The 21,817-nt window shown below is 38.6% G+C and carries 22 protein-coding genes and 1 pseudogene; 14 read left to right on the top strand and 9 right to left on the bottom strand.

Annotated elements, in window-relative coordinates:
- Nucleotides 1-70: 70 nt before the first annotated feature.
- Nucleotides 71-1,045: a lipoyl synthase gene (lipA, locus tag E0H81_RS12970; RefSeq protein ID WP_131319461.1), complete on the bottom strand. Its 975-nt coding sequence runs from the start codon at nt 1,043-1,045 to the stop codon at nt 71-73.
- Nucleotides 1,046-1,396: 351 nt separating this feature from the next.
- Between lipA and E0H81_RS12965 the strand changes: the two genes are divergently transcribed.
- The 6 genes from E0H81_RS12965 to E0H81_RS12940 are packed head-to-tail and all read left to right on the top strand — an operon-like array spanning nt 1,397 to nt 8,220.
- The gene (locus E0H81_RS12965) at nt 1,397-2,359 is read left to right on the top strand and encodes a thiamine pyrophosphate-dependent dehydrogenase E1 component subunit alpha (protein WP_131319459.1); all 963 of its coding nucleotides are present in this window, start codon (nt 1,397-1,399) and stop codon (nt 2,357-2,359) included.
- A 15-nt stretch (nt 2,360-2,374) separates the two neighbouring features.
- Entirely contained in the window at nt 2,375-3,394 is a 1,020-nt protein-coding gene (locus E0H81_RS12960) for an alpha-ketoacid dehydrogenase subunit beta (protein ID WP_048881927.1), read from the top strand.
- A gap of 1 nt (nt 3,395) precedes the next feature.
- Nucleotides 3,396-4,931: a dihydrolipoamide acetyltransferase family protein gene (locus E0H81_RS12955; RefSeq protein WP_131319457.1), complete on the top strand. Its 1,536-nt coding sequence runs from the start codon at nt 3,396-3,398 to the stop codon at nt 4,929-4,931.
- A gap of 11 nt (nt 4,932-4,942) precedes the next feature.
- A complete protein-coding gene (lpdA, locus tag E0H81_RS12950; RefSeq protein WP_010326710.1) occupies nt 4,943-6,343 on the top strand; it encodes a dihydrolipoyl dehydrogenase in 1,401 nt (466 codons plus the stop codon).
- An 11-nt stretch (nt 6,344-6,354) separates the two neighbouring features.
- Nucleotides 6,355-7,140, top strand: coding sequence for an acetoin reductase (locus tag E0H81_RS12945; protein WP_010326711.1), 786 nt, complete (start codon nt 6,355-6,357; stop codon nt 7,138-7,140).
- A 21-nt stretch (nt 7,141-7,161) separates the two neighbouring features.
- Nucleotides 7,162-8,220 (top strand): 2,3-butanediol dehydrogenase, encoded by a 1,059-nt coding sequence (locus E0H81_RS12940; RefSeq protein ID WP_004281883.1) that lies wholly within the window; start codon nt 7,162-7,164, stop codon nt 8,218-8,220.
- Nucleotides 8,221-8,543: 323 nt separating this feature from the next.
- Here E0H81_RS12940 and E0H81_RS12935 read toward each other — a convergent pair whose 3' ends face one another.
- Entirely contained in the window at nt 8,544-8,780 is a 237-nt protein-coding gene (locus E0H81_RS12935) for a VF530 family protein (RefSeq protein ID WP_003651786.1), read from the bottom strand.
- 356 nt (nt 8,781-9,136) lie between these two features.
- Here E0H81_RS12935 and E0H81_RS16435 point away from each other — a divergent pair.
- Nucleotides 9,137-9,286 (top strand): annotated as a pseudogene (locus E0H81_RS16435) (ISNCY family transposase); the annotation flags it as partial.
- 103 nt (nt 9,287-9,389) lie between these two features.
- Here E0H81_RS16435 and E0H81_RS12930 read toward each other — a convergent pair.
- The 7 genes from E0H81_RS12930 to E0H81_RS12900 form a co-directional block, all read right to left on the bottom strand.
- The gene (locus tag E0H81_RS12930; RefSeq protein WP_131268996.1) at nt 9,390-9,974 is read right to left on the bottom strand and encodes a TerD family protein; all 585 of its coding nucleotides are present in this window, start codon (nt 9,972-9,974) and stop codon (nt 9,390-9,392) included.
- 11 nt (nt 9,975-9,985) lie between these two features.
- Nucleotides 9,986-10,708 (bottom strand): TIGR00266 family protein, encoded by a 723-nt coding sequence (locus tag E0H81_RS12925; RefSeq protein WP_131268997.1) that lies wholly within the window; start codon nt 10,706-10,708, stop codon nt 9,986-9,988.
- 9 nt (nt 10,709-10,717) lie between these two features.
- Complete coding sequence (locus E0H81_RS12920) at nt 10,718-12,004, bottom strand: vWA domain-containing protein (protein ID WP_131319455.1); 1,287 nt, start codon at nt 12,002-12,004, stop codon at nt 10,718-10,720.
- 106 nt (nt 12,005-12,110) lie between these two features.
- Nucleotides 12,111-12,689: a TerD family protein gene (locus E0H81_RS12915; protein ID WP_131319453.1), complete on the bottom strand. Its 579-nt coding sequence runs from the start codon at nt 12,687-12,689 to the stop codon at nt 12,111-12,113.
- A gap of 26 nt (nt 12,690-12,715) precedes the next feature.
- Nucleotides 12,716-13,786, bottom strand: a complete 1,071-nt coding sequence (locus E0H81_RS12910; RefSeq protein ID WP_131268999.1) for a DUF475 domain-containing protein — start codon at nt 13,784-13,786, stop codon at nt 12,716-12,718.
- A gap of 21 nt (nt 13,787-13,807) precedes the next feature.
- Nucleotides 13,808-14,383 (bottom strand): TerD family protein, encoded by a 576-nt coding sequence (locus E0H81_RS12905; protein WP_131269000.1) that lies wholly within the window; start codon nt 14,381-14,383, stop codon nt 13,808-13,810.
- A 42-nt stretch (nt 14,384-14,425) separates the two neighbouring features.
- Nucleotides 14,426-15,616: a TerD family protein gene (locus E0H81_RS12900; RefSeq protein ID WP_131319451.1), complete on the bottom strand. Its 1,191-nt coding sequence runs from the start codon at nt 15,614-15,616 to the stop codon at nt 14,426-14,428.
- Between the two features lie 265 nt (nt 15,617-15,881).
- On the opposite strand from E0H81_RS12900, the gene E0H81_RS12895 reads away from it, so the two are divergent.
- The 7 genes from E0H81_RS12895 (at nt 15,882) to E0H81_RS15955 (ending at nt 21,432) form a co-directional block, all read left to right on the top strand.
- Nucleotides 15,882-16,898, top strand: a complete 1,017-nt coding sequence (locus E0H81_RS12895; protein ID WP_131269002.1) for an ATP-grasp domain-containing protein — start codon at nt 15,882-15,884, stop codon at nt 16,896-16,898.
- Nucleotides 16,898-18,019 carry a phosphoribosyltransferase domain-containing protein gene (locus tag E0H81_RS12890; RefSeq protein WP_131319473.1) on the top strand — a complete coding sequence of 374 codons (1,122 nt, stop codon included), beginning with the start codon at nt 16,898-16,900 and terminating at the stop codon, nt 18,017-18,019. The genes E0H81_RS12895 and E0H81_RS12890 overlap by 1 nt, the downstream gene beginning before the upstream one ends.
- On the top strand, nt 18,009-18,788 hold the full coding sequence (locus E0H81_RS12885) for an HAD family hydrolase (RefSeq protein ID WP_114392559.1): 780 nt from the start codon (nt 18,009-18,011) through the stop codon (nt 18,786-18,788). The genes E0H81_RS12890 and E0H81_RS12885 overlap by 11 nt, the downstream gene beginning before the upstream one ends.
- Nucleotides 18,781-19,938, top strand: coding sequence for a cysteine protease StiP domain-containing protein (locus tag E0H81_RS12880; RefSeq protein ID WP_131319449.1), 1,158 nt, complete (start codon nt 18,781-18,783; stop codon nt 19,936-19,938). The genes E0H81_RS12885 and E0H81_RS12880 overlap by 8 nt, the downstream gene beginning before the upstream one ends.
- Nucleotides 19,939-20,877 carry an HpcH/HpaI aldolase/citrate lyase family protein gene (locus tag E0H81_RS12875; protein WP_131269004.1) on the top strand — a complete coding sequence of 313 codons (939 nt, stop codon included), beginning with the start codon at nt 19,939-19,941 and terminating at the stop codon, nt 20,875-20,877. It abuts the gene before it with no gap.
- Nucleotides 20,878-21,074: 197 nt separating this feature from the next.
- Entirely contained in the window at nt 21,075-21,248 is a 174-nt protein-coding gene (locus E0H81_RS15960) for a hypothetical protein (protein WP_165492627.1), read from the top strand.
- A gap of 19 nt (nt 21,249-21,267) precedes the next feature.
- Nucleotides 21,268-21,432, top strand: a complete 165-nt coding sequence (locus E0H81_RS15955) for a hypothetical protein (protein WP_165492626.1) — start codon at nt 21,268-21,270, stop codon at nt 21,430-21,432.
- Nucleotides 21,433-21,817 lie beyond the last annotated feature (385 nt).

The raw sequence follows: 21,817 nt of genomic DNA, 5'->3' as shown, positions 1-21,817 counted from the left end.
ATTTCTATCTGAAGTGTTAATAAAAGTAACCGTTATGTTCATAAATAGGATCATTTAAATGATGAAAATGTCATTCACGTACGTAGGGCACAGGTACAGCCTCACCATAATACTGGCGGTCAGCAAAATAACTCGATCGCACTAATGGTGCACTCCAAATATTCTTAAACTCTAAGTGCTCTCCATGAGTTTGATAATGTTTAAACTCTTGCAATGTAACAAAACGATGAATTGGCGCATGTGATTTGGATGGCTGTAGGTATTGGCCGATTGTGACATAATCAATTTGATAATCTTTCAAATCATTTAATAACACAATAACCTCAGCTTCAACTTCTCCTAAACCCACCATCAAACCACATTTCGTTGGGATATCAGGGCAGTAGTGTTTAAATTTCTTAAGTAAATCCAATGAATGCTGATAGTCAGCGCCTGGTCGCATGGCTTTATACAGGCGTGGCACGGTTTCAATATTGTGATTAAAGACATCAGGTGGGTTTTTGCTCAGAATCTTAAGTGCAATATCTGCGCGACCACGAAAATCAGGAACTAAAACTTCAATCAAAGTGTCTGGACTGGTTTGACGAATTTCTCGAATGCAATCTGCAAAATGCTGTGCACCGCTATCTTTTAAATCATCTCGGTCAACGGAAGTAATCACAACATACTTTAAGTTTAGATTCTTCACTGTTTCAGCCAAATGCAGTGGCTCGTTAATATCTAAGACATTAGGACGGCCATGGGCGACATCGCAAAATGGGCAACGTCGAGTACAAATATCCCCCATAATCATGAATGTTGCTGTTCCACTACCAAAACATTGGGGCAAGTTAGGGCAAGCTGCTTCTTCGCAAACTGTATGCAGTTTTTGTTGCCGTAATAAATCCTTAATGACTTGAACTTCCTCAGGTTGACTAATTTTGGTCCGAATCCATTCTGGTTTTTTCAGCGTTGTTTCAGTTGTAATAACTTTAATAGGAATATGCGCCATTTTTTTAGCGCCCCGTAACTTCTTTCCAGTTAATACTGTATTATTTAAATCCATTTAAAACACTCCATTGTTTAAAATAATTAATATAGAGCCCCATATTAAATAAGATCTTTTAGGTGCGTTAATAATATTAAAATAGTACAAAAAAACTGATTATATAAAACAAAGGTTGGTTAAAGGTTTGTTTTTGTATGCGTTTGAAATATTTTAAAAATTTACAAATATTATTGATGCTATAACTTTTTGTTTTTAATATTTATTTGGATTTTTACTTAATAATATTTTTTTAGTCTAATATGAAAATTAATAAAAATATTCTTATATAAGTATACGGTTTAAAATTTAGATCATTCATTTTTAATTCTCTAAATTTTATTTTATGCGTAGTTAATAAGGATCAAATATATGCAATTAACGGAAGAGCAATTGCTAGCAGCATACAAAAGAATGCGCGACATTCGTGAATTTGAGGATCGACTTCACGATGAAAATAATACAGGTGATATCCCAGGTTTCATTCATTTATATAGCGGTGAGGAAGCTGTTGCAGTAGGAATTTGTGAAAATTTAACAGATAAGGACTTCATTACCTCAACGCATCGTGGTCATGGGCATTGTATTGCTAAAGGCTGTGACATTCACGCCATGATGTTAGAAATTTTTGGCAAAGATGATGGTTTGTGTCGTGGTAAAGGCGGCTCAATGCACATTGCTGATTTGGATAAAGGCATGCTCGGTGCAAATGGGATTGTTGGCGGTGGTCCTCCTTTAGCAATTGGTGCGGCTTTAAGTGCTAAAACATTAAAGAATGGTGGTGTTGGTCTATCATTTACTGGCGATGGTGGTTCAAATCAGGGCTTAACTTTTGAGGCTATCAATATGGCAGTGGTACTGAAGCTTCCAGTTATTTTTGTTTTTGAAAATAATGGATTTGGTGAAGGTACAGCGCACGATTATGCAGTAGGGAGTAAGAATATTGCAGGCCGAGCAGCAGGTTTTGGCTTACCCGCTGAAAAAGTAGATGGAACAGACTTTTTTGCTGTGTATGAGGTTGCACAAAAAGCCATTGAACGTGCCCGCCGTGGTGAAGGCCCGAGTGTGATTGAAACGGTAACCAACCGATTTTATGGACATTTTGAAGGTGATCCAGGGCTTATCCGTTCTAAAGAAGAACTGGATTATGTCAAAGAACATAAAGATCCATTGAAAATATTCCGCGAAAAAGTCAAAGACAAAATTGACGAAGCCAAGCTCGATGCGATTGACGCTCAGTCTAAAGCCAATGTAGACGATGCCGTTGCAAAGGCACGTGCAGCTAAGTACCCAGAAGCCTCTCAGTTACTTACCGATGTATACGTCTCTTACTAAAGGAATAGTAGAAAAATGCCAAATAAAAGTTATCGAAACGCGATTAAAGAAGCAATTGAATTAGAAATGCGCCGAGACCCAAGTGTCATTGTGGTCGGTGAAGATGTTCGTGGTGGACATGGTGGTAAAAATACCGATGATAATAAGCTGGAAGGTTTTGGCGGTGTACTTGGTGTAACCAAAGGCTTATGGACTGAATTTGGTTCTGAACGAGTCATTGATACTCCAATTACAGAATCAGCGATTATTGGTATGGCGGCAGGTGCTGCTGCAACGGGTTTAAGACCTGTGGCAGATTTAATGTTTATGGATTTTTACGGCGTGTGTTATGACATGCTGTATAACCAAGCAGCTAAATTTCGCTACATGTTTGGCGGCAAAGCCAAAGCGCCACTCGTTGTACGTGGCATGATTGGTGCAGGTTTTTCCGCAGCAGCGCAGCATTCTCAGTCGCCATATAACGTGTTTGCCTCAGTGCCTGGTTTAAAAGTGGTGGTGCCTTCAAGTGCCTATGATGTAAAAGGGTTGTTGATTCAAGCCATTCGAGATGACGACCCAGTAGTCTTTTGTGAACACAAGTTGTTGTACGACATTAAGGGCGAAGTGCCAGATGAGTCCTACACTATTCCTTTTGGTGTCGCAAATTACACCCGTGAAGGCACAGATATCACCATTATTGCCTTAAGTTTGATGGTGCATCGTGCCAATGAAGTCGCTGATAAGCTCGCAAAAGAAGGCATTTCGGTTGAAGTGGTTGACCCTAGAACCATTTCACCATTAGACGAAGATGGCATTTTAGAGTCAGTAGCTTCAACAGGTCGTGTGGTGATTGTAGATGAATCAGCAGCACGTTGTGGTTTCGGACATGATGTGGCTGCGCTTATTGCCCAGAAAGGCTTTCATTATCTTAAAGCACCAATCGAATTAGTCACTCCACCACACTCACCCGTACCATTTTCACCAGTACTAGAAAAAGAATGGCTACCTAGTGTAGAACGCATCGAACAGGCTGTACGCAAGACGTTGGAGGCTTAGGATGAGCGAAATTAAAACTTTAGAAATCCCAAAATGGGGTTTGTCCATGGAAGAGGGTACGATTGCCCAATGGCTGATTCAGGAAGGTACCCAATTTAGTAAAGGACAGGAAATTTGTGAAATTGAAACCACAAAAATCGTCAATGTATTGGAGGCACCTTTTGATGGCCTGCTACGAAAAATTATTGCTAACGATGGTGACACACTGGTCGTAGGTGGAATCATTGCAATTTGTGCAGACGCTCAAGTTTCCGATGCAGAAGTTGAAGCATTTGCACAGTCTTTAGGTGGAACACCTGCTGTAACTGAAAATAAAGCGGTAGCAGCGGTTCCTGAAAAAGTCGATGTGGCTCAAGTTGAAACCAAAGTACAAGCTGCTCCTAAACAGAACAGTGTTGGTAATGGATCAAAAGCGGTGACTCAGGGCGGATATTCTATTCCTGATGAGTTACAAGGCTACCAACAAAGCGATGATATTTTTGCAACGCCACATGCCTTGAAATTGGCTGAAAAGCATAATGTAAACTTGGCTCAGATTACGGGTTCTGGACGTGAAGGCCGTATCAGTGTTCAAGATATTCAGGCCGCAGTTCAAGCTGCTGGTGGTTCTTGGCCAGATGTACGTCATCAAGCCAGCACGAAAGCCGCGAAATCTAAAGCAGATGACAGTTATGTTCTAGCGACACCTGTTGCCCGCCGTTTGGCAAAACAATGGGGCATTAATTTGCATGATTGTCGCGCATCAGGTTCACGTGGACGAGTCTGTAAGGAAGATGTTGAAGCTGTATATCAACGGGAAAATCCTGTACAAGCTCAACATACTGAGTATGCGCATCCAACAGAGTCTGCAAAATTCACCACCGTAGCTATGAATGGTATGCGTAAAGCAATCGCTGCACGGCTACAAGCGGCAAAACGCAATGCACCACATTTTCGCTTAACGATAGACTTAAATGTTGAGTCGGTTCAGGTTTTGCGTCAGCAAATTAACAGTACTGTACCGCAAGTCAAACTGTCCATTAACGATATGCTGATTAAAGCTGCTGCTGCTGCACTGATTAAAGTTCCACAGGTCAATGTTCAGTTTGATGAAGAGAATCAGCAGATTTTACAATTTGAACAGGCGGATATTTCTGTTGCTGTAGCAATTGAAAACGGACTGATCACGCCAATTATTAAAGCAGCGAACTGTAAATCTTTGGCGCAAATTTCCAATGATATGCGTGATCTGGCGACACGTGCCAAAACTGGAAAATTAGCCCCCGATGAATTTCAGGGAGGAAGTTTCAGTATTTCCAATTTGGGAATGCTGGGTATTCAACAGTTTGATGCAATTATTAACCCACCTCAAGGTGCAATTCTGGCCTTAGGTGCAGCAGAGAAACGTGCTGTAGTTGAAAATGATGAGGTTATTGTTCGTCAAATGGTCACAGCAACATTATCTTGTGATCATCGTGTGATTGATGGTGCGTTGGGTGCTCAATTCTTATCGGCATTTAAGCAGTTTGTCGAAAATCCTGCATTAATTTTGGTGTAGGAGGAATAGCCATGTCAGATACACAATTTGATCTTGTGGTTATTGGTGCTGGTCCTGGAGGATATGTCGCTGCGATTCGCGCAGCGCAACTGGGATTAAAAACGGCAATCGTTGAAAAACAACACTTAGGCGGAGTGTGTCTTAATTGGGGATGTATTCCAACCAAGGCATTATTGAGCGGGGCTGCGCTTGCGCAGCAGTTCAAACATTCTGGGCAGTTTGGCTTTACGCTTAACGCGATTGATTTTGACATTCAAAAACTGGTCCATCATAGCAGACAGGTTTCTGAGCAACTCGTGCAAGGTATCGGTCAACTATTGAAAAAAAATCAAATCACTGTTTTTAACTCAGCAGCCCAGTTTATTGCCAAAGAGCAATTAGAGCTTACAGATGCGAATGGTCAAAAACAGCAGATTTCTGCACCGCATATTATTGTCGCAACAGGCGCACGTGCGGCCAATTTGCCTCATATTCCTGTAGATGGCCATCAGGTCTGGAGTTATAAAGAGGCTTTAGTTCCAGAACAATTACCAAAATCTTTACTGGTCATTGGTTCGGGTGCTATAGGCAGTGAATTTGCAAGCCTATACCAAGACTTAGGCTGCCAAGTCACCTTGGTTGATATTGCCAAGCAGATTCTCCCTAGCGAAGACATTGAAGTTGCGAAGTATGTACAAAAGCAATTTGAACAGCAGGGTATGCAGGTTTTAACCGAAGCGACTGTAAAAAAAATAGAAACTGATCAGGCTCAAGTACATTGTCATATTGAAACTGCCACAGGTGTGCAAATCATTACTGTTGAAAAGGTGCTTTCAGCTATTGGCGTGAAACCGAATGCTGAAAATCTTGGCCTAGAAGCTTTGGGAATCGAATTTGAGAATGGTTTTATTAAAGTCGACTCATGGTGTAAAACCAATGTAGTGGGCATTTATGCAATTGGTGATGTCGCAGGCGCACCGTGTTTGGCACACAAAGCCAGTCATGAAGCCATTCTTTGTGTGGAGAAAATTGCAGGCCTAAGTCATGTACATGCTTTAGATCGTACACAAATTCCGGGCTGTATCTTTACCCATCCGCAAGTGGCCAGTATTGGTTTGACAGAACAGAAAGCGAAAGCTGCGGGCTTGAATATCAATGTGGGTAAGTTTCCTTTACAAGCGAATGGTAAAGCATTGGCTTTGGGCGATAGCGCAGGATTTGTTAAAACCATTTTTAGTCAGGAAACAGGTGAATTGTTGGGTGCTCACATGGTTGGACATGAAGTCACCGAACACATTCAAGGGTTTGCCATCGCGAAATACCTAGAAGCTACAGATGAAAGCTTAGCGCAGGTCATTTTCCCTCATCCTACTTTGTCTGAGGCGATGCATGAGTCGGTCTTGTCGGCGATGCAACGTGCAATCCATATTTAAGGAGTCGCAACATGCCTAGAGGTTTAAACAATAAAGTTGCATTAATTACGGGTGCGGCACAAGGTATTGGACGCGGTATTGCCTTACGTTTAGCACAAGAAGGTGTTCATATTGGATTGGTCGATCTTCACCAAGAAAAGTTAAATACTGTTCAACAAGAGGTTGAAGCCTTTGGCGTAAAAGCCACCACATTTATTGCGGATATTTCAGATCCAATACAAATCAGTGACGCTATTAATCATGCAGAATCGACACTTAATGGCTTTGATATCATGATTAATAATGCAGGTATTGCACAAGTCAAAGCTTTGGCAGAAGTAACGCCGAGTGAATTTAACCAAATTATGAACATCAATGTCGGTGGTGTACTTTGGGGGATTCAAGCCGCAGCAAATAAATTTAAACAACGCCAACAGGCTGGAAAAATTATTAATGCATGCTCAATAGCAGGTCATGAAGGCTTTGCTTTACTCGGTGTTTATTCGGCAACTAAATTTGCAGTTCGTGCATTGACGCAAGCTGCGGCTAAAGAATATGCCAGTGTTGAAATTACTGTAAATAGTTATTGTCCGGGTGTTGTTGGTACAGACATGTGGGTCGAAATAGATCAGCGGTTCTCTGAAATTACAGGTGCACCAATTGGTCAAACGTATAAAAAATATGTAGATGGTATTGCTTTAGGACGTGCTGAAACACCAGATGACGTGGCTGCATTAGTTGCATTTTTAGCCAGCGAGGATGCAAACTATATTACAGGTCAGTCTATTTTGACAGATGGTGGAATGGTTTACCGTTAATATCAACATAAGGAATACACAATGAAAGCAGCTCGTTTTTATGATCGAGGGGATATTCGAATTGAAGATATCCCTGAACCGAAAGTACTTCCAGGCACAGTTGGAATTCAAGTTGCATGGTGCGGTATTTGCGGTACAGATTTACATGAATTCATGGAAGGCCCTATTTTTATTCCACCTTGTGGTCATCCACATCCAATTTCGGGAGAATCTGCACCTGTAACAATGGGACATGAATTTTCAGGCGTAGTTTATGCAGTTGGTGAGGGTGTAGACGATATCCAAATTGGACAACATGTCGTAGTTGAACCCTATATTATTGCGGATGATGTCCCGACTGGCCCCAATGATAAGTATCATTTATCAAAAAATATGAACTTTATTGGTTTAGGCGGACGCGGTGGTGGTCTTTCTGAAAAAATTGCAGTTCAGCGGCGTTGGGTACATCCTATTTCAAATGATATTCCTTTAGACCAAGCAGCATTGATAGAACCTTTATCTGTCGGTCATCATGCCTATGTCAGAAGTGGCGCAAAAGCTGGCGATATCGCACTGGTTGGTGGAGCAGGCCCAATAGGCTTACTTTTATCTGCTATTTTAAAGGCTAAAGGTCTCACGGTCATCATTACTGAACTGAGTGCAAAACGTAAAGAAAAAGCGATAGAAGCGGGTGTTGCCGATTATGTACTAGACCCATCTAAGGTTGATGTAGTTGCTGAGGTAATGAAAATTACAGAAGACCGCGGTGTAGATGTCGCTTTTGAATGTAGTAGTGTCAATAAAGTCATGGATACACTCGTTGCAGCAATGAAACCAACTGGTGTAGTCGTTATCGTTTCTATTTGGAGCCATCCTGCCACAATTAATGTGCATAGTGTGGTGATGAAAGAGCTAGATATTCGTGGCACGATTGCTTATGTAAATGATCATCAGGAAACTATCCGTTTAGTCGAGCAAGGTAAGATTAATCTAGAACCTTTTATTACCCAACGTATTGCATTAGATGATCTTGTTTCTAAAGGCTTTGAAACGTTGATTCATAATAATGAATCGGCTGTAAAAATTATTGTTCATCCATAGTAAAGCCTAATTTGAACGACTAATTTGAATAAGCTAGAAATAAACTCTATGTAGCTATTTCTAATATCTTTATCGATAGGGAATGAGTCTGTACGTACAGATTCATTCTCAAATTTACAGTGTTGAGTGCCAGTATGATTTTGATCATACAGCCTAGTAAAGATAGAAAATAAGTTTTTAAATAAACCATAGGGATATAGACTAAATTTTGCCAGGAGAGTGGTGGCAGTCCACCACTAATTAAAAGGTGTCTACAAAATTATTGGCTATTCAATAATTTTAGTTTACTGTTTGGTATAAAATATTATGCTGAGTTTTGATAGCTACGATTTTTGTTTGGCTTTTTGACGTAAGACATACAAATATAAGCTTTCAACTTTTTCACGTGCCCATGGTGTGGTACGTAAAAACCGTAATGATGACTTAACACTTGGATCTATACAAAAACATCTAATTTCAATTTTACGACTTAAGCCTTCAAAGCCACCATAGTAATCCAATAACTCATCCAAAATGTCAGCAAGTTTTTTGCCGTGTAGAGGGTCATTGGAGGCGTTCATAATAGATAAACCATATTTTTGGAGGCCATCATTATAACCTGAGCTAGTTGGAAAATGAGAGGGTTGGAATTTAAACGTAATTAACATAGAAAACTACAGCTTATATTTCTATTTAGAACAGTGCTGATGAATAAAATATTTCAAATAATTAATAATTCAAAGAAAGCTTTTTAATATATGCTACCTTTAAAAAGCTATAAGAAAACGACCTCTTTGAATTGCACACTATTTAACATAATCTATATTATACGAAATCAGTTTGTTAGAACCCATTTAAAGTGTCTATATTCTCACCAATAAAAATGTCTGCTTTTTAAACACGCACTTTTTGCGATTATCGAAGCGCACGGTTTGATATGCTGATGTCTATGTCGGATAAAGAACTTAAACAATTCTCAGTCTTGCAGGAAGTCTGTGATTAACGAATAACTCAATCCTAGGCTGCTCAGCTACTTCATATTTCATCAGACGCTTACTGTAGAAATGTAAAGCTCACAGCCCAAAAGACTTAAAAATTTAGAGCTATTCATAACAAGTAGAGATTTAAAATTTGCTTTACAAAAACTTGATAAATCGGGCATTTGATTTATCAAGTCATTTAAAAATATTTTATAAAATAGGTAAAATTGAAGGAACCATATCCTGAATAGTTTTTCCATTACAGGTTTCGCCTAATGCTGACATTTTCCACGCACCATTGTGACGATAAACTTTAGCAATAATTAATGCTGTATAGTTACCTTTTGCTGAAAGATTATATTTTGCAATTTCAACATTCGTTGTGGCATCAACTACACGGCAAAAAGCATTTTCAACTTTTTCAAAAGTTTGACCACGGAAACTACTGATTGTAAATACAATTGATTTTACTTGGCTAGGAACTTGAGTTAGATCTACATAGATTGCTTCATCATCGCCATCGCCATCGCCGGTACGATTGTCACCAGAATGTTTGATACTGCCATCACGACTCTGCAATTGACCGAACCAAATGCTATCTAAAGCTTTGTTATTATCATCAAACATGATTGCAGAGGCATCAAGATCGATCGAATCACCACCACCACCGAACATACCGAATAGACCGCCTTTTTTTGCAACATCCCAACCTGCTCCAAGAAAGATTTTAGTTAAAGATGAACCATCACCTTTCTCTAAAGAAATTTTTTGACCTTTAACTAAACTAATACCCATTTAAATTTCCCTCAGTTTGAATTTGAATTACCACGACCTAACGCCGTAGCTAACCACTGTAAATAACTCGCACGATTACGTGAACATACAATCACTTTACCATGTCCACGAAACTTAATTACTAAACCCTCGCCACTCGTAAAGCTATTAACAATATTGCCAACAAAGCCACCACCACCTGAACTTGGAATGCCAATATTATAATTTAAGGATGCATCCCATGCCGCAACATGACCATTGTCAATCGTTACTTCACCTTGCTCTGGTGTAATCTCTAGCTCGAGTAAAGTTCCACTGCCAGAAATGCAGACTTTACCCTGCCCACTGGTTTCCATGACTACAAAACCTCCCGTGCCCCCGAACAAGGCACCGCCTATATTACTTTGGACTTTTGCTTTAATCATAGTTTGTTCTGTTGCTGCCACAAAGGAGCCATCAGATAAAATATACTGTCGTTGACCTACCTCAAGAATCTGCATGTCACCATCCAAATTCGGTGATAACAGACACTCTCCTGCACCTTTGACTGCCTTAATTTGCTGTTGAAACAAGGATTCCCCAGAAGTGAATTTACGCATAAAAGCTTGGAAAATCCCGCCACGCAATTTACCGCCGACTTCAAGATTTTGTTCAACCATGACCATGGCATCAGATTCACAATAAATTGCTTCACCTTGCTTCATACTGACATGTAAAAAAGGTTCTGGGCTACCAACAAGATTAAACTCTGCCATTACATTTACCTACCTACTCACGATATTTTTATTTTTTGCTTCTGTTAACCATATCGGAAATTCTCGAAGTAAAAAATCGTACAGCATTGATTCAGAAATACTTTCAATATTGTCTATTTTAAAAAAATTACAATTGTCGACCACTCTGCCTTCCATGATATCTAATTTCTCTAATACACCGTAATTTCTGCCACCTATACCTACAAATTGCCAAAATATGGGTTGTGATGATGCCTCTTGTAAAATCTTTTTAATTTTTCTAGCTTCAGACACACCACCATCAGAAATAAATACAATATAGACAGGTAGGTTTGATGGACTTTCTTTAATGAAATAATGTAATACTTCTTCAAGAACGGCAGGCTCATTATTATAGCCAGCTCCCGCATTCCATTTTTTATAGCCTCCCTGTTCTGAAGCTATATAGTTATTTAAATTCTCAAGATGCACATCATTTAAACGGAGGGCTTTTTCTGCAAATGCCCAACACTCAAAGCTACCATCGTCATCAAAATTTAAAGCCAAAGGCATAATTCGGTCTAGAACGTGTTGTACCTCGCCCGATTTATATTGTTGGCTCATTGAACCTGAATAATCTAACACCAATGCTACTCGTGCTTTAACGTTCAATAAATTACTTTTTTCTAAGCTTATCAGCGACTTTTTAGTTAAATCTAATAAATGTGGTGCTGCCTGCTCAATTTTATCTAAAATCACTTTTTTCTTTAAATCGAGTTTGGACAGCGTTGGCATAGGTAGAGCAATGTCTTCTGCAACCTCAGCACCAAAATGTCGAACCAAAGCACTTAAGCCACCATTAAAGCCTTGTCCTATAGCAGCAATTCGCCACAGATCATTTTTAAAGTAAATTTCAGTCAACATGACGGCTTTTTCTTGGCTAAAATCTGATGCATTTAATTGATATATTGCTAATACTTCGCCTTGCTGATTCACAAGATCAATTTGACCATTTTGAATATTTTGCATAGTTGCCTGGTCATTAGCGACTGTTGCACAAATCACAAATCGAGGGGTCTGTACCACGTCTATTTTATTTAAATCAAAAGTAAACAGATTCAAGTTTCCTTGCTGACCATATTGCACTTCAGATTTTGGTGTCTTAATTTGATTATAAAATGTCATATAATCATCATTGAAAAGTTTATCGTTTTGTCCCACACCAAAACTTGATATATCAACATCAAATGATGCTTTAAATTGAACTCGTAACGTGAATTTTTTATCATTTTGAATAAGTTGATTGAGCGCTATTTTTTGTCCAGAAACTAACTGCATTGTTATTCTCTATTGTAGTACTTGAAAATAATTCAATATAAAAATAATTTTATACCAATCACTTTCAAGTACTAAAAGATCACTCTTTTAGTACTTGATGTGTCGCTTAAACCGCAACGCCATAACTTGCTGCTAAAGCACCTAAACCACCACTAAAGCCTTGACCTACTGCTTTGAATTTCCACTCACCGCTGTGACGATATAATTCACCAAAAATCATCGCAACTTCAGTGCTACCATCTTCAGATAAGTCAAAACGAGCTAATTCTTCTGCATTAGCATCTTGGTTAATCACACGGATATAGGCTTTATCTACCATACCGAAGTTTTGACCATTTTGCTGACCTTCATGAATCGTTACCGCAAATACAATTTTTGCCACTTCTTGAGGAACTTTAGCCAGGTCTACTGAAATGGTTTCATCATCACCATCACCATCACCCGTACGGTTATCGCCATTATGAGTCACTGAACCACATGGTGAAACTTTCTGATTAAAGAAAATAAATTCGCCATCTAAACGAACTTTACCATCTTCACCCGTTAAGAATGCAACCGCATCTAAATCAAATGCTTTACCATCCGTTGCGCGTGGATTCCAACCTAAACCCAAGTCGACTTTATTCATCGTTGGTGCAGTTTTAGAAAGGTTAATATTTCCACCTTTGGATAAATTAATCGCCATTTCTTTGTTTCCTTATCAAATTTAATTTATGAAGATTGTTGCTTTTTACTATATGAAATTGAAGAGATAACAGCCCAAACAATGAAGGCAACACCCACCAACCCTGTAATAACCTCTGGAATATGTAGTCCTGTGCCACTGGCCAACATGATGAACGCAAGTGCACCAATTGCATAGTGTGCACCATGTTCTAAATATATATAGGCATCTAGCGTACCTTTTTCAACTAGATATATGGTCATTGAACGGACAAACATCGCACCAATTGCAAGGCCAAGCATAATAATTACCACATCACTGGTAATTGCAAAAGCACCGATTACACCATCGAAACTAAAAGATGCATCTAATACTTCTAAATATAAGAAACCACCAATACCACCTTTGACGATAGTACCAGTTGCAGATGCACCATTTGATTTTTCAGACTCATCATCATTGCTACTGCCTTCTAATAGATGACCAATGACTTTTACACCTACATACACGACAATACCCCAAATTCCAGCCATCACAACGACTAGACGTGATGCATCAGGGATAAAGCTTGCTAGAACAAGTAGAGCAACTAATGAAATAAAGACTGAAATAGCCTGAATATTGCCTAAATCTGCTAGTCTTGATTCAAGCCAATGAAACCAATGTTCATCTTTTTCATCATCAAACAAGAAATTCAAGAATACCAATAATAGGAACATGCCACCAAATGCTGCAATTTCAGCATGATGAGCCATAAGCTTTTCTGAATAAGACTTAGGATCATTTAACGCTAATTTAGCAACCTCAATCATACCCATGTCCGCAGTCACACCAACAATGAGTAAGGGGAATACCAGGCGCATACCAAACACAGCAACGATAATCCCGACAGTTAAAAACAGGGTTCGCCAAAATTGGTCCCAGTGTTTAAGTACAGAGGCATTCACCACCGCATTATCGAAGGATAGTGAAACTTCCATAATGGCTAGAATAGAGGTGATTGCTAAAACTTTGAACATTGCCGACAAACCGGCTTCTGGGCCATGGGTAAAACCCCAATAGGCTGAAATGGCTAAACATATAATGGTAAAGATGATTGAAAAACGGAAATGTTTCATTTTTTACCTAATAAAAAAAGTTTAAATACTGATGCCATATTGACCACACATCGCGCGTAGACCGCCATTATAGCCTTGACCTACGGCTCTAAATTTCCATTCCCCATTATGACGATATAATTCACCAAAAATCATTGCTGTTTCAGTTGAATAATCTTCATTTAAATCAAAACGGACAATTTCTACATTTGTCTGATCATTTACAACGCGAATAAACGCATTTTGCACTTGACCAAAATTTTGACCACGGCTTTCAGCATCATGAATAGTCACAGTAATGGCAATCTTCTGTACGTCAGCAGGAACTTTAGCCAAATCAATTTTAACTGCTTCATCATCACCATCACCTGCACCGGTACGGTTATCACCGGTATGTTCTACAGAACCTTCTGGCGATCGAGTTTGGTTATAAAAAATAAAATCTGTTTCGCCACGGACTTTATCATTTGCAGCTAACAAGAAGGCAGAAGCATCTAAGTCAAAATCTGCGCCATCAGTTGCTCGCGCATCCCAACCCAAACCAATCAAAACTTGGTTTAGGGATGGGTCGGTTTTACTTAAAGATAGATTTCCACCTTTATTTAATGAAATCGCCATGATCTTTCCTCTGGGTGATTAAATATAATTTTTTCAGTTTGTTTAATCTTTTGAGCCTTTGGTCCAACGAAAACCAAAACCATAAAACTGGTCTAAGCTTTTTTGACCTTCAAAATAACGTACTTCACGATTGGCTTGAATAGCACCGTTAATATTTCTTAATTCTATAATTGCACAAGTATTTAGTTGGTTACCTTCTGTTAAGCGCACCTCAATTTCGGGTTGATCAGGAATACGAATTGTTACCACACCATCGGTGGCAGCCCATTGAGCTGCACCTTCATAAATATAGGTGTAGATTACAATACGCTCAATGCGATCCCAGTGAGTACCATTAATATGGAGGTTTTCCCCATTCAGTGACGCTCCGGTGCGGTCATCGGCGTCTAATTTCATATAGGGAGCGCGATCAAAATCACCAAATCGGTTTCCAAGCGGCTGTACTAAATCAATATTGCCATCTTTAAGCTGCACCATTGCACCCAGATCCAGGTCGATTGACTGGGAGCGGGTTAATTTCTGAAAAAAGGATTCAGATTTAGGTGCAGATTTATTCCAGTTTAAATTGACGGAAATTTTGCCAAAAGCTGAACCTTTCTTGCTCAGGTTAATCGTCGAGTTATTCTTATCTAACTTAATCTTGGATAAATTTATATTGGACTTTGTTGGTGTTGGTGTTGGTGTTGGTGTTGGTGAAGTATTGGTTGTGGTCTCATCAATCACCACACCAAAATTTTCAGCCAGGGGTTTTAACCCCCCATTAAAGCCTTGATCAATAAATCTAAATTTCCACTTCTCATTATGTTTATACACTTCTGCCAAAATTAATGCTTTTTCTGTTTTAGACTGAGTCTGAATCAATGCATTGGCGATAGTTTGAGTACCGGATAAAAGTTCAATATGAATAGGAGATATGCGACTGAAATTATTGGGTTCATTAATGGTGGCACATAAAGTAACTTTTTGAATTTGTGGATCCAGCAATGCGGTATTAATCTTAAATTTAGTTAAATATGGGTCGTTAGAATTAGATTGAGTCAGCACCACACTTTGATTCTGTGTTTGAGTTTGTCCATAGAAGATCATGTCCTGATCGCCACGCACTTTTTGTGTAGTTTGTGCTAAAAGATATGCAGTGCAATCAACCTCTACTTGATTAGGAATGTTTGTTTTTATTGATATTTCGACCACTTCTGATGCTAAAGCTATGTTTCCACCCGCAATAAGTTGCATACCACCCTCTTGTAATATTTAATTTAACTGATTAAGTATATGAATATAAAAATATATATAAAAATATTTTTTAAATAAACCTATATTGTTTTAACATATTTTTTTTACGCCACCTAGCTAAAACAGTTCTTTTATCTATTTGCAAAGCTTTAAATTTATTTTGAATAATTATTCAATTTATTACATGAAAAATTTTATATATTCCCTGTAGAATGGAAGCATAAATTCATCATTGGTATTAAAGAAAATTGAGATCGAATCTACTGTGAAATCGCACTACAATATCTGGATTGCTGAAAGTTATTCCTGTCAAAATGACATTATTCAATTATTAAAAAACTCAAATTTGTCCTCCCATCTGACTATTTTTTGTTCTCATAGTAAACAACGTCCTGAACTGAAGTTGCATGCTGACTATTTTTTTCAACAACCGGTTGTTAAGGACAGTTCAGACTGGTTATTAGAACAATGTAAAGAGCATTCTATTCACCTTTTATTTTGTGGAAAGCATAGTCAATTTATTGAGCAGTTTCGTGAAGAGTTTTCTCGTCATGATATTCAATTAGTGACTGGTGCTAGAGACATTAGTCAGCATGAAAACATTAATAATAAATTTTTATTTGGACAAATTTGCGAAGGTTTAAACTTACCTAGCATTTCTGCTGCAAAAGTTGCTCATGTGAATGAATTAAAGCACGCTATTGATGAATATCAAAAACGATATAGCGTTATTTGTGCAAAGCCCGTTTATGGCGTATATGGTGCAGGTTTTGTGCAATTAAGCGATGACGTTTCATATTTTATGAAATTTCAATCTAATACTCTATGTAATACACAACAGTTTATAGAAGCTTATGCTCAATTAGATCCGCCTATCGAGTATTTGATTATGCCCTTTTTGCAAGGGCAAGAATGTTCTGTGGATATTGCCTGCAGTAATGGCAAAATTCTAGCCTTAGTGACTCGGATAAAATTTAAATTTTATCAAGAATGCTATATCGAGCATCCATGTCATGAAATATGTGAAATTTTAGTAGAATATTTCCAGTGCGATGGGTTGATCAATATTCAATTCAAGCAAGATAATCAGGGAGCCTGGCATATTTTAGAAATTAACCCACGTCCCGCTGGCGGTTTTGCTTATACACAACATACTGGAATTAATTTAATTGCAGAATTGATTGCTGAAAAATTGCACTTAGTTTTAAAGCGCCCCGTACCCACTGCTGTAGTACAGGTTCTCCCCCTGATACAAAGTATAAAAATGGATTGTAAACATTGATAAAACATATTGATTTAAGCCGTGGCCGTATTAGTGTGACAGTAAACCATCATCATCCTGAATGGACATTGGATGATTTGCTGAGCTTTGCAGAAAGAATTAATCCGAAACGTGCATTTTTATTTGTTTCTAAAGTTCTGGGTAAACATATTCCTGTCGCACCATCCGTGATGCAAAAAAGCTATCAAGACCTTGCTGCACTTATTCCCAAGAATTTACCCTATCCCATTAGTGTGATTGGTATGGCTGAAACCGCAGTCGGTTTGGGCGCAGGAGTCTATCGTGAGCTCAAACCAGATTTCGGGGAAAATGCGATTTTTTTAACCACCACTCGGCATCCAGTCGAAACTTTACCCACGTTGGGCCTGTTTTTAGAAGAACATAGCCATGCACAAGACCAGTTTATCTTGTCCAGTCATGATGCGCTTAAACATCAACACATCCTCAGTTCAAAAACACTTATTTTAGTTGATGATGAAATTTCGACTGGAAAAACCTTTAGAAATTTAATTCTCAGTCTGAAAAAATCGGGTTTAGAACAGGTTGAACGGATTATTTTAGTGACCTTAGTCAACTGGGCTGAACAGCACTTAGTCACAGATGATTTAGGTATTCCCGTTGAAGTGGTTGCTTTATTACATGGTCACTGGCAGTGGCAAGATAACAACAAAGAAATTGATATTCAAATGCCGAACGTCAGTTCAACCCAGCAACAAAGCCAAAAAATTATTGCACCCAATGACTGGGGACGCGAACCGACTTTTCTGGATTGTTCTGTGTGGCAACAGATTAAATCCATTCAAGCGCATGAAAAAGTTTTAGTGTTAGGTTCGGGTGAGTTTACTTGGATTCCTTTCCTCATGGCAGAGCAATTAGAAAAACAAGGGGCCGAAGTTTATTTTAGCTCCACCACCCGCTCTCCAATTATGCTAGGTCAGGCTATAGAAAGTATTTGTTTATTTAAAGACAATTATGGACTCAATATGAATAACTATGCATACAACGTAAAACATCAACAATTTGATCGCGTTTTTTTAATCATTGAAACCGCTAAAGATAGTGTTGACCCTCTGCTTTTTGAACAAATAAAAAACTTGGAAATTATTAGTTATGAATGCTAAGCCGTTAATTTTTGTTGACTTAGATGACACACTTTTTCAAACACATCGTAAAAGCACACCTACGCCTTTACATAAAATTGCGACTACAGATAAATTAGGTGAACCGCTCTCTTATATGCTGCCAAAACAGCAAATATTCGTGAATTGGCTATTAGAGTCTGCTGAAGTAATTCCAGTCACTGCTCGGTCAGTAGAAGCATTACAACGCGTACATATTCCTTTTCAGCACGGTGCAGTCTGCTCACATGGCGGAACCATTTTAGGGGCCAATAAACAGGTTGATCAAGAATGGCTTGTTTTGCAACAGCAAGCTACAGCAGAGTTAGAACACTTACTCAATGATCTACCCAATGCACTACTGGATTATGCAAAACCTTTTGGGTCAATCCGTACTTGGACGGTGGAAGAAAATGGCGGGAAAATTTATACCGTTGCCAAACAGAATGATCCGGAACCATTATTTTTATCTAAAATTATTGCCAACTTACCTGCTGAAGTGCTCGAGCATTGTTACGTACATATCAATGGTAATAATTTGGCGATTATTCCAAAATTTGTTTCTAAACAAAAAGCAGTCGAATTTTTTATCAACAAATATGACCCTGAACGTGAACGTGCCATCTTAGGTTGGGGCGACAGTTTATCTGATGCCGGCTTCTTAGCGTGCTGTGATTGGTTTGGTATGCCCAAAAATAGCCAATTGGATAAGTTTTTAGCACAAAGTTTAATGCAAGATCATCATGCGAAAGGATATTTAGGACATGGATAAGAATTATGCTGGTGCATCCAATCTTAATACCTTAGGTTTTCATGGTTCATATCGACCGCAAGATGTAACCTTTTTACTCAATATTGATGATATTGAACCGACACCATTGGCAGAAAAAGAGTATTTGATTCAATCGGGTGAAAAACATTACTCCCAAATGATTAGTGTAGAGCATCCCCCCTCAAAAGAGCAGATGCGTCATTTTCAATATGCTTTTGAGCAAGGTGCTGAACGTCTGGCTGCTGATGTACAGAAAATTGGTAACTCTCTACTGAGTCGATTTAAAAATCAGCCTATTATTTTGGTCAGTCTCGTACGTGCAGGTGTACCTTTAGGGGTACTGCTGAAACACTATATTGAAAAAAATCAGCAGTGCGTACATTACGGCATTAGTATTATTCGTGATCGCGGCATCGACTTTGCTGCCTTACATGCCATTATTGATCAACATGGCGCAGAAAATATTGTTTTTGTGGATGGCTGGACCGGTAAAGGTGCAATTTGTCGAGAGTTAACCCAGAATTTAGCAGATTATCCAGCATTATTTGATCCGGGCTGGGATATTCCTCGCCTTGTCACCTTGGCCGATTTAGGTGGTTATTCCTGGTTAAGTGCGAGCTGTGAGGATTGGCTAATTCCTTTTGGGATTCTAGGTTCCGTGATCTCCGGTTTAACCTCTCGTACCATTTTAAAAGACCATATCGATTTTGAGTTAGCAAAAAAAAATTGCTATGAGCCTAAAAATTGGCATAGCTGTCTAGTTTATAAACATCTAGCTGAATATGATATTTCTACAGATTTTATAGACAAAATTTTAAATATTATTGGTCAGAATCCGTCTACAGATTTAGCACATTGGAATAATCACATTCGACTTACACAACAAAAAATTTGTTTAGACACGATTGCTTGGATCTCTGATACCTATAGTATTAAAAATATTAATCGTATTAAACCCAGCATCGCAGAAGCCACGCGTGCAGTATTAAGACGCGTTCCTGAAAAGATATTAATCCGTGATTCATCCAACCCCCATGTACAATTACTTTTACATTTTGCCAAAGAACAGAATATTCCCGTAGATATTTTAGGTCCAAAGTTAGGTCCATATCATGCAGTGACTCTGATAAAAAAAGTTGAGAAAAAATAAATGAAACAACTGCAACATGCGATTGAACTTGGTGCAACCATGTATATTCCTGCAACCCATGAGCAGTTATGGGAAGTTACCGAAGGGATTAAATTCCCAATACTAAAATCTATTGCAGTCTGCTTAGAAGATGCCGTTTTGGAAAAAGATATACAAACTGCGATGGTCAATTTAAAACTTTTATTACAAAAGCGCTTAGAGGAACACAACTCAAAGGCACCTGCAATATTTATTCGCCCTCGCAATATTGAGATGGCAAAACACATCGTCGACTGGGACTTGAATCATACTTACAGCGGAATGATTTTACCCAAGTTTACGCTGCACGATTTAAAGCAGTGGATGGACGTTTTGCCATCCAATATCAACCTGATGCCGACGCTTGAAACCAAAGAGATTTTTGATATGGGCCATAATATGGAACTTAATCAAGCACTCAAATATGATTTTCATAAAACCTTATGTTTAAGAATAGGCGGTAATGATCTGCTGTCCTGTTTAAATTTACGCCGTCCTAAAAATACTACAATTTATCAAACCCCAGTGGGCATGCTGATATCACAATTGGCAGGCTTGTTTATTCCTAATGGCTTTCAACTCAGTTCGCCAGTGTGTGAACATATCAACCACACACAATTGCTAATGAGTGAAATATGCCAAGATATGAATAATGGGATTTATACTAAAACTGCCATTCATCCTTCGCAAATTGAATATATTCATCAAGCCCTTCAAATAAATACCGAAGAATTTCAAGAAGCACAGCAAATTTTATCGCAAGATGCTAAAAGTGTATTTAAAAGCCATGGCTCAATGTTAGAGCCTGCTACACATCGTAATTGGGCAGAAATGATTTTATTACGCTATAAAACTTTTGGTTTATGTAAGTCTCAGCCGTTTACCCAAGATAAACTTATGCTCAATACATTTTCACTCTAAGCTTCAACCATCTGTACTACAGCCAGACGGCCACCTTCTTGCTTGGAAAGTAAAATTTGTATCAATTGCTTGCTGTTTAAATTCTGGACTAAAACGTTTGGCCATTTCCTTGCATAGCAGTGCTACTCACTCCAAAGTTAACGTTACGTTATCTTTAGAGGGAAGTGCTGTCCATTATTTTGGCTAGGATCATCCCCATGCATTTGCCTTTAGCACAGTTCTTTGAGGCTTACCAAAATCATCAGCACTTTGTGCTATTAGGGAAACTTGAAGATGTGATTGAACGTGAGGCCACTTCTGTCCGTTATAAAAAATGCTGTATCACTGCTATCGCAAGCAGATCATACTGTTTAACCAAAGCTATGAGCTGAAACGTCCAGGGACGTCAACATGATTCCTCAGAAGATTTGGCGTTACTGGAACACTGTACAGCAATTGTCGGATGCAGAAGGCATTGGCAATATTCTGATCTCCAGCATTCTCTTTGCGGGGATCTCGACACGCAATGTCTTGGACGAGTTACTCGAGCACTTAAAAGGAGGTCCGACGATCTAGCATCTCAAGACTGTAATCTACAGATGTTTTTTCTTGAATCCCATTTACAGTTCTATTCTTATACCTACGCACCACACTGTATCCATCATCAAGGCCGTGCACTGCTCATAGACTCATAGAATGGTTGAGCTCTACGATTAGATGGGTTCCTACTTCCAAAGTAGTTTTAAATAGAAGGCTGCTGAACCTTATCTTGTGACTAGATGAGATATATTTAAATAAATGAGCTATATTTTTAATCTTTTAACCATTTCAGACATTAAGACCAGAATACATTTAGTAAGTTCATGAACTTTACTTCGGGTGAACATTCCAGATCTTCGTCTACATAAACATCATTAAATTTTATCGCTTTATAAATTACCTTTCTGCAATTTTAGATGAC

It is taken from the genome of Acinetobacter terrestris, assembly GCF_004331155.1.
Lineage (GTDB): Bacteria > Pseudomonadota > Gammaproteobacteria > Pseudomonadales > Moraxellaceae > Acinetobacter > Acinetobacter terrestris.
This window is presented reverse-complemented; position numbering and strand designations above follow the sequence as displayed.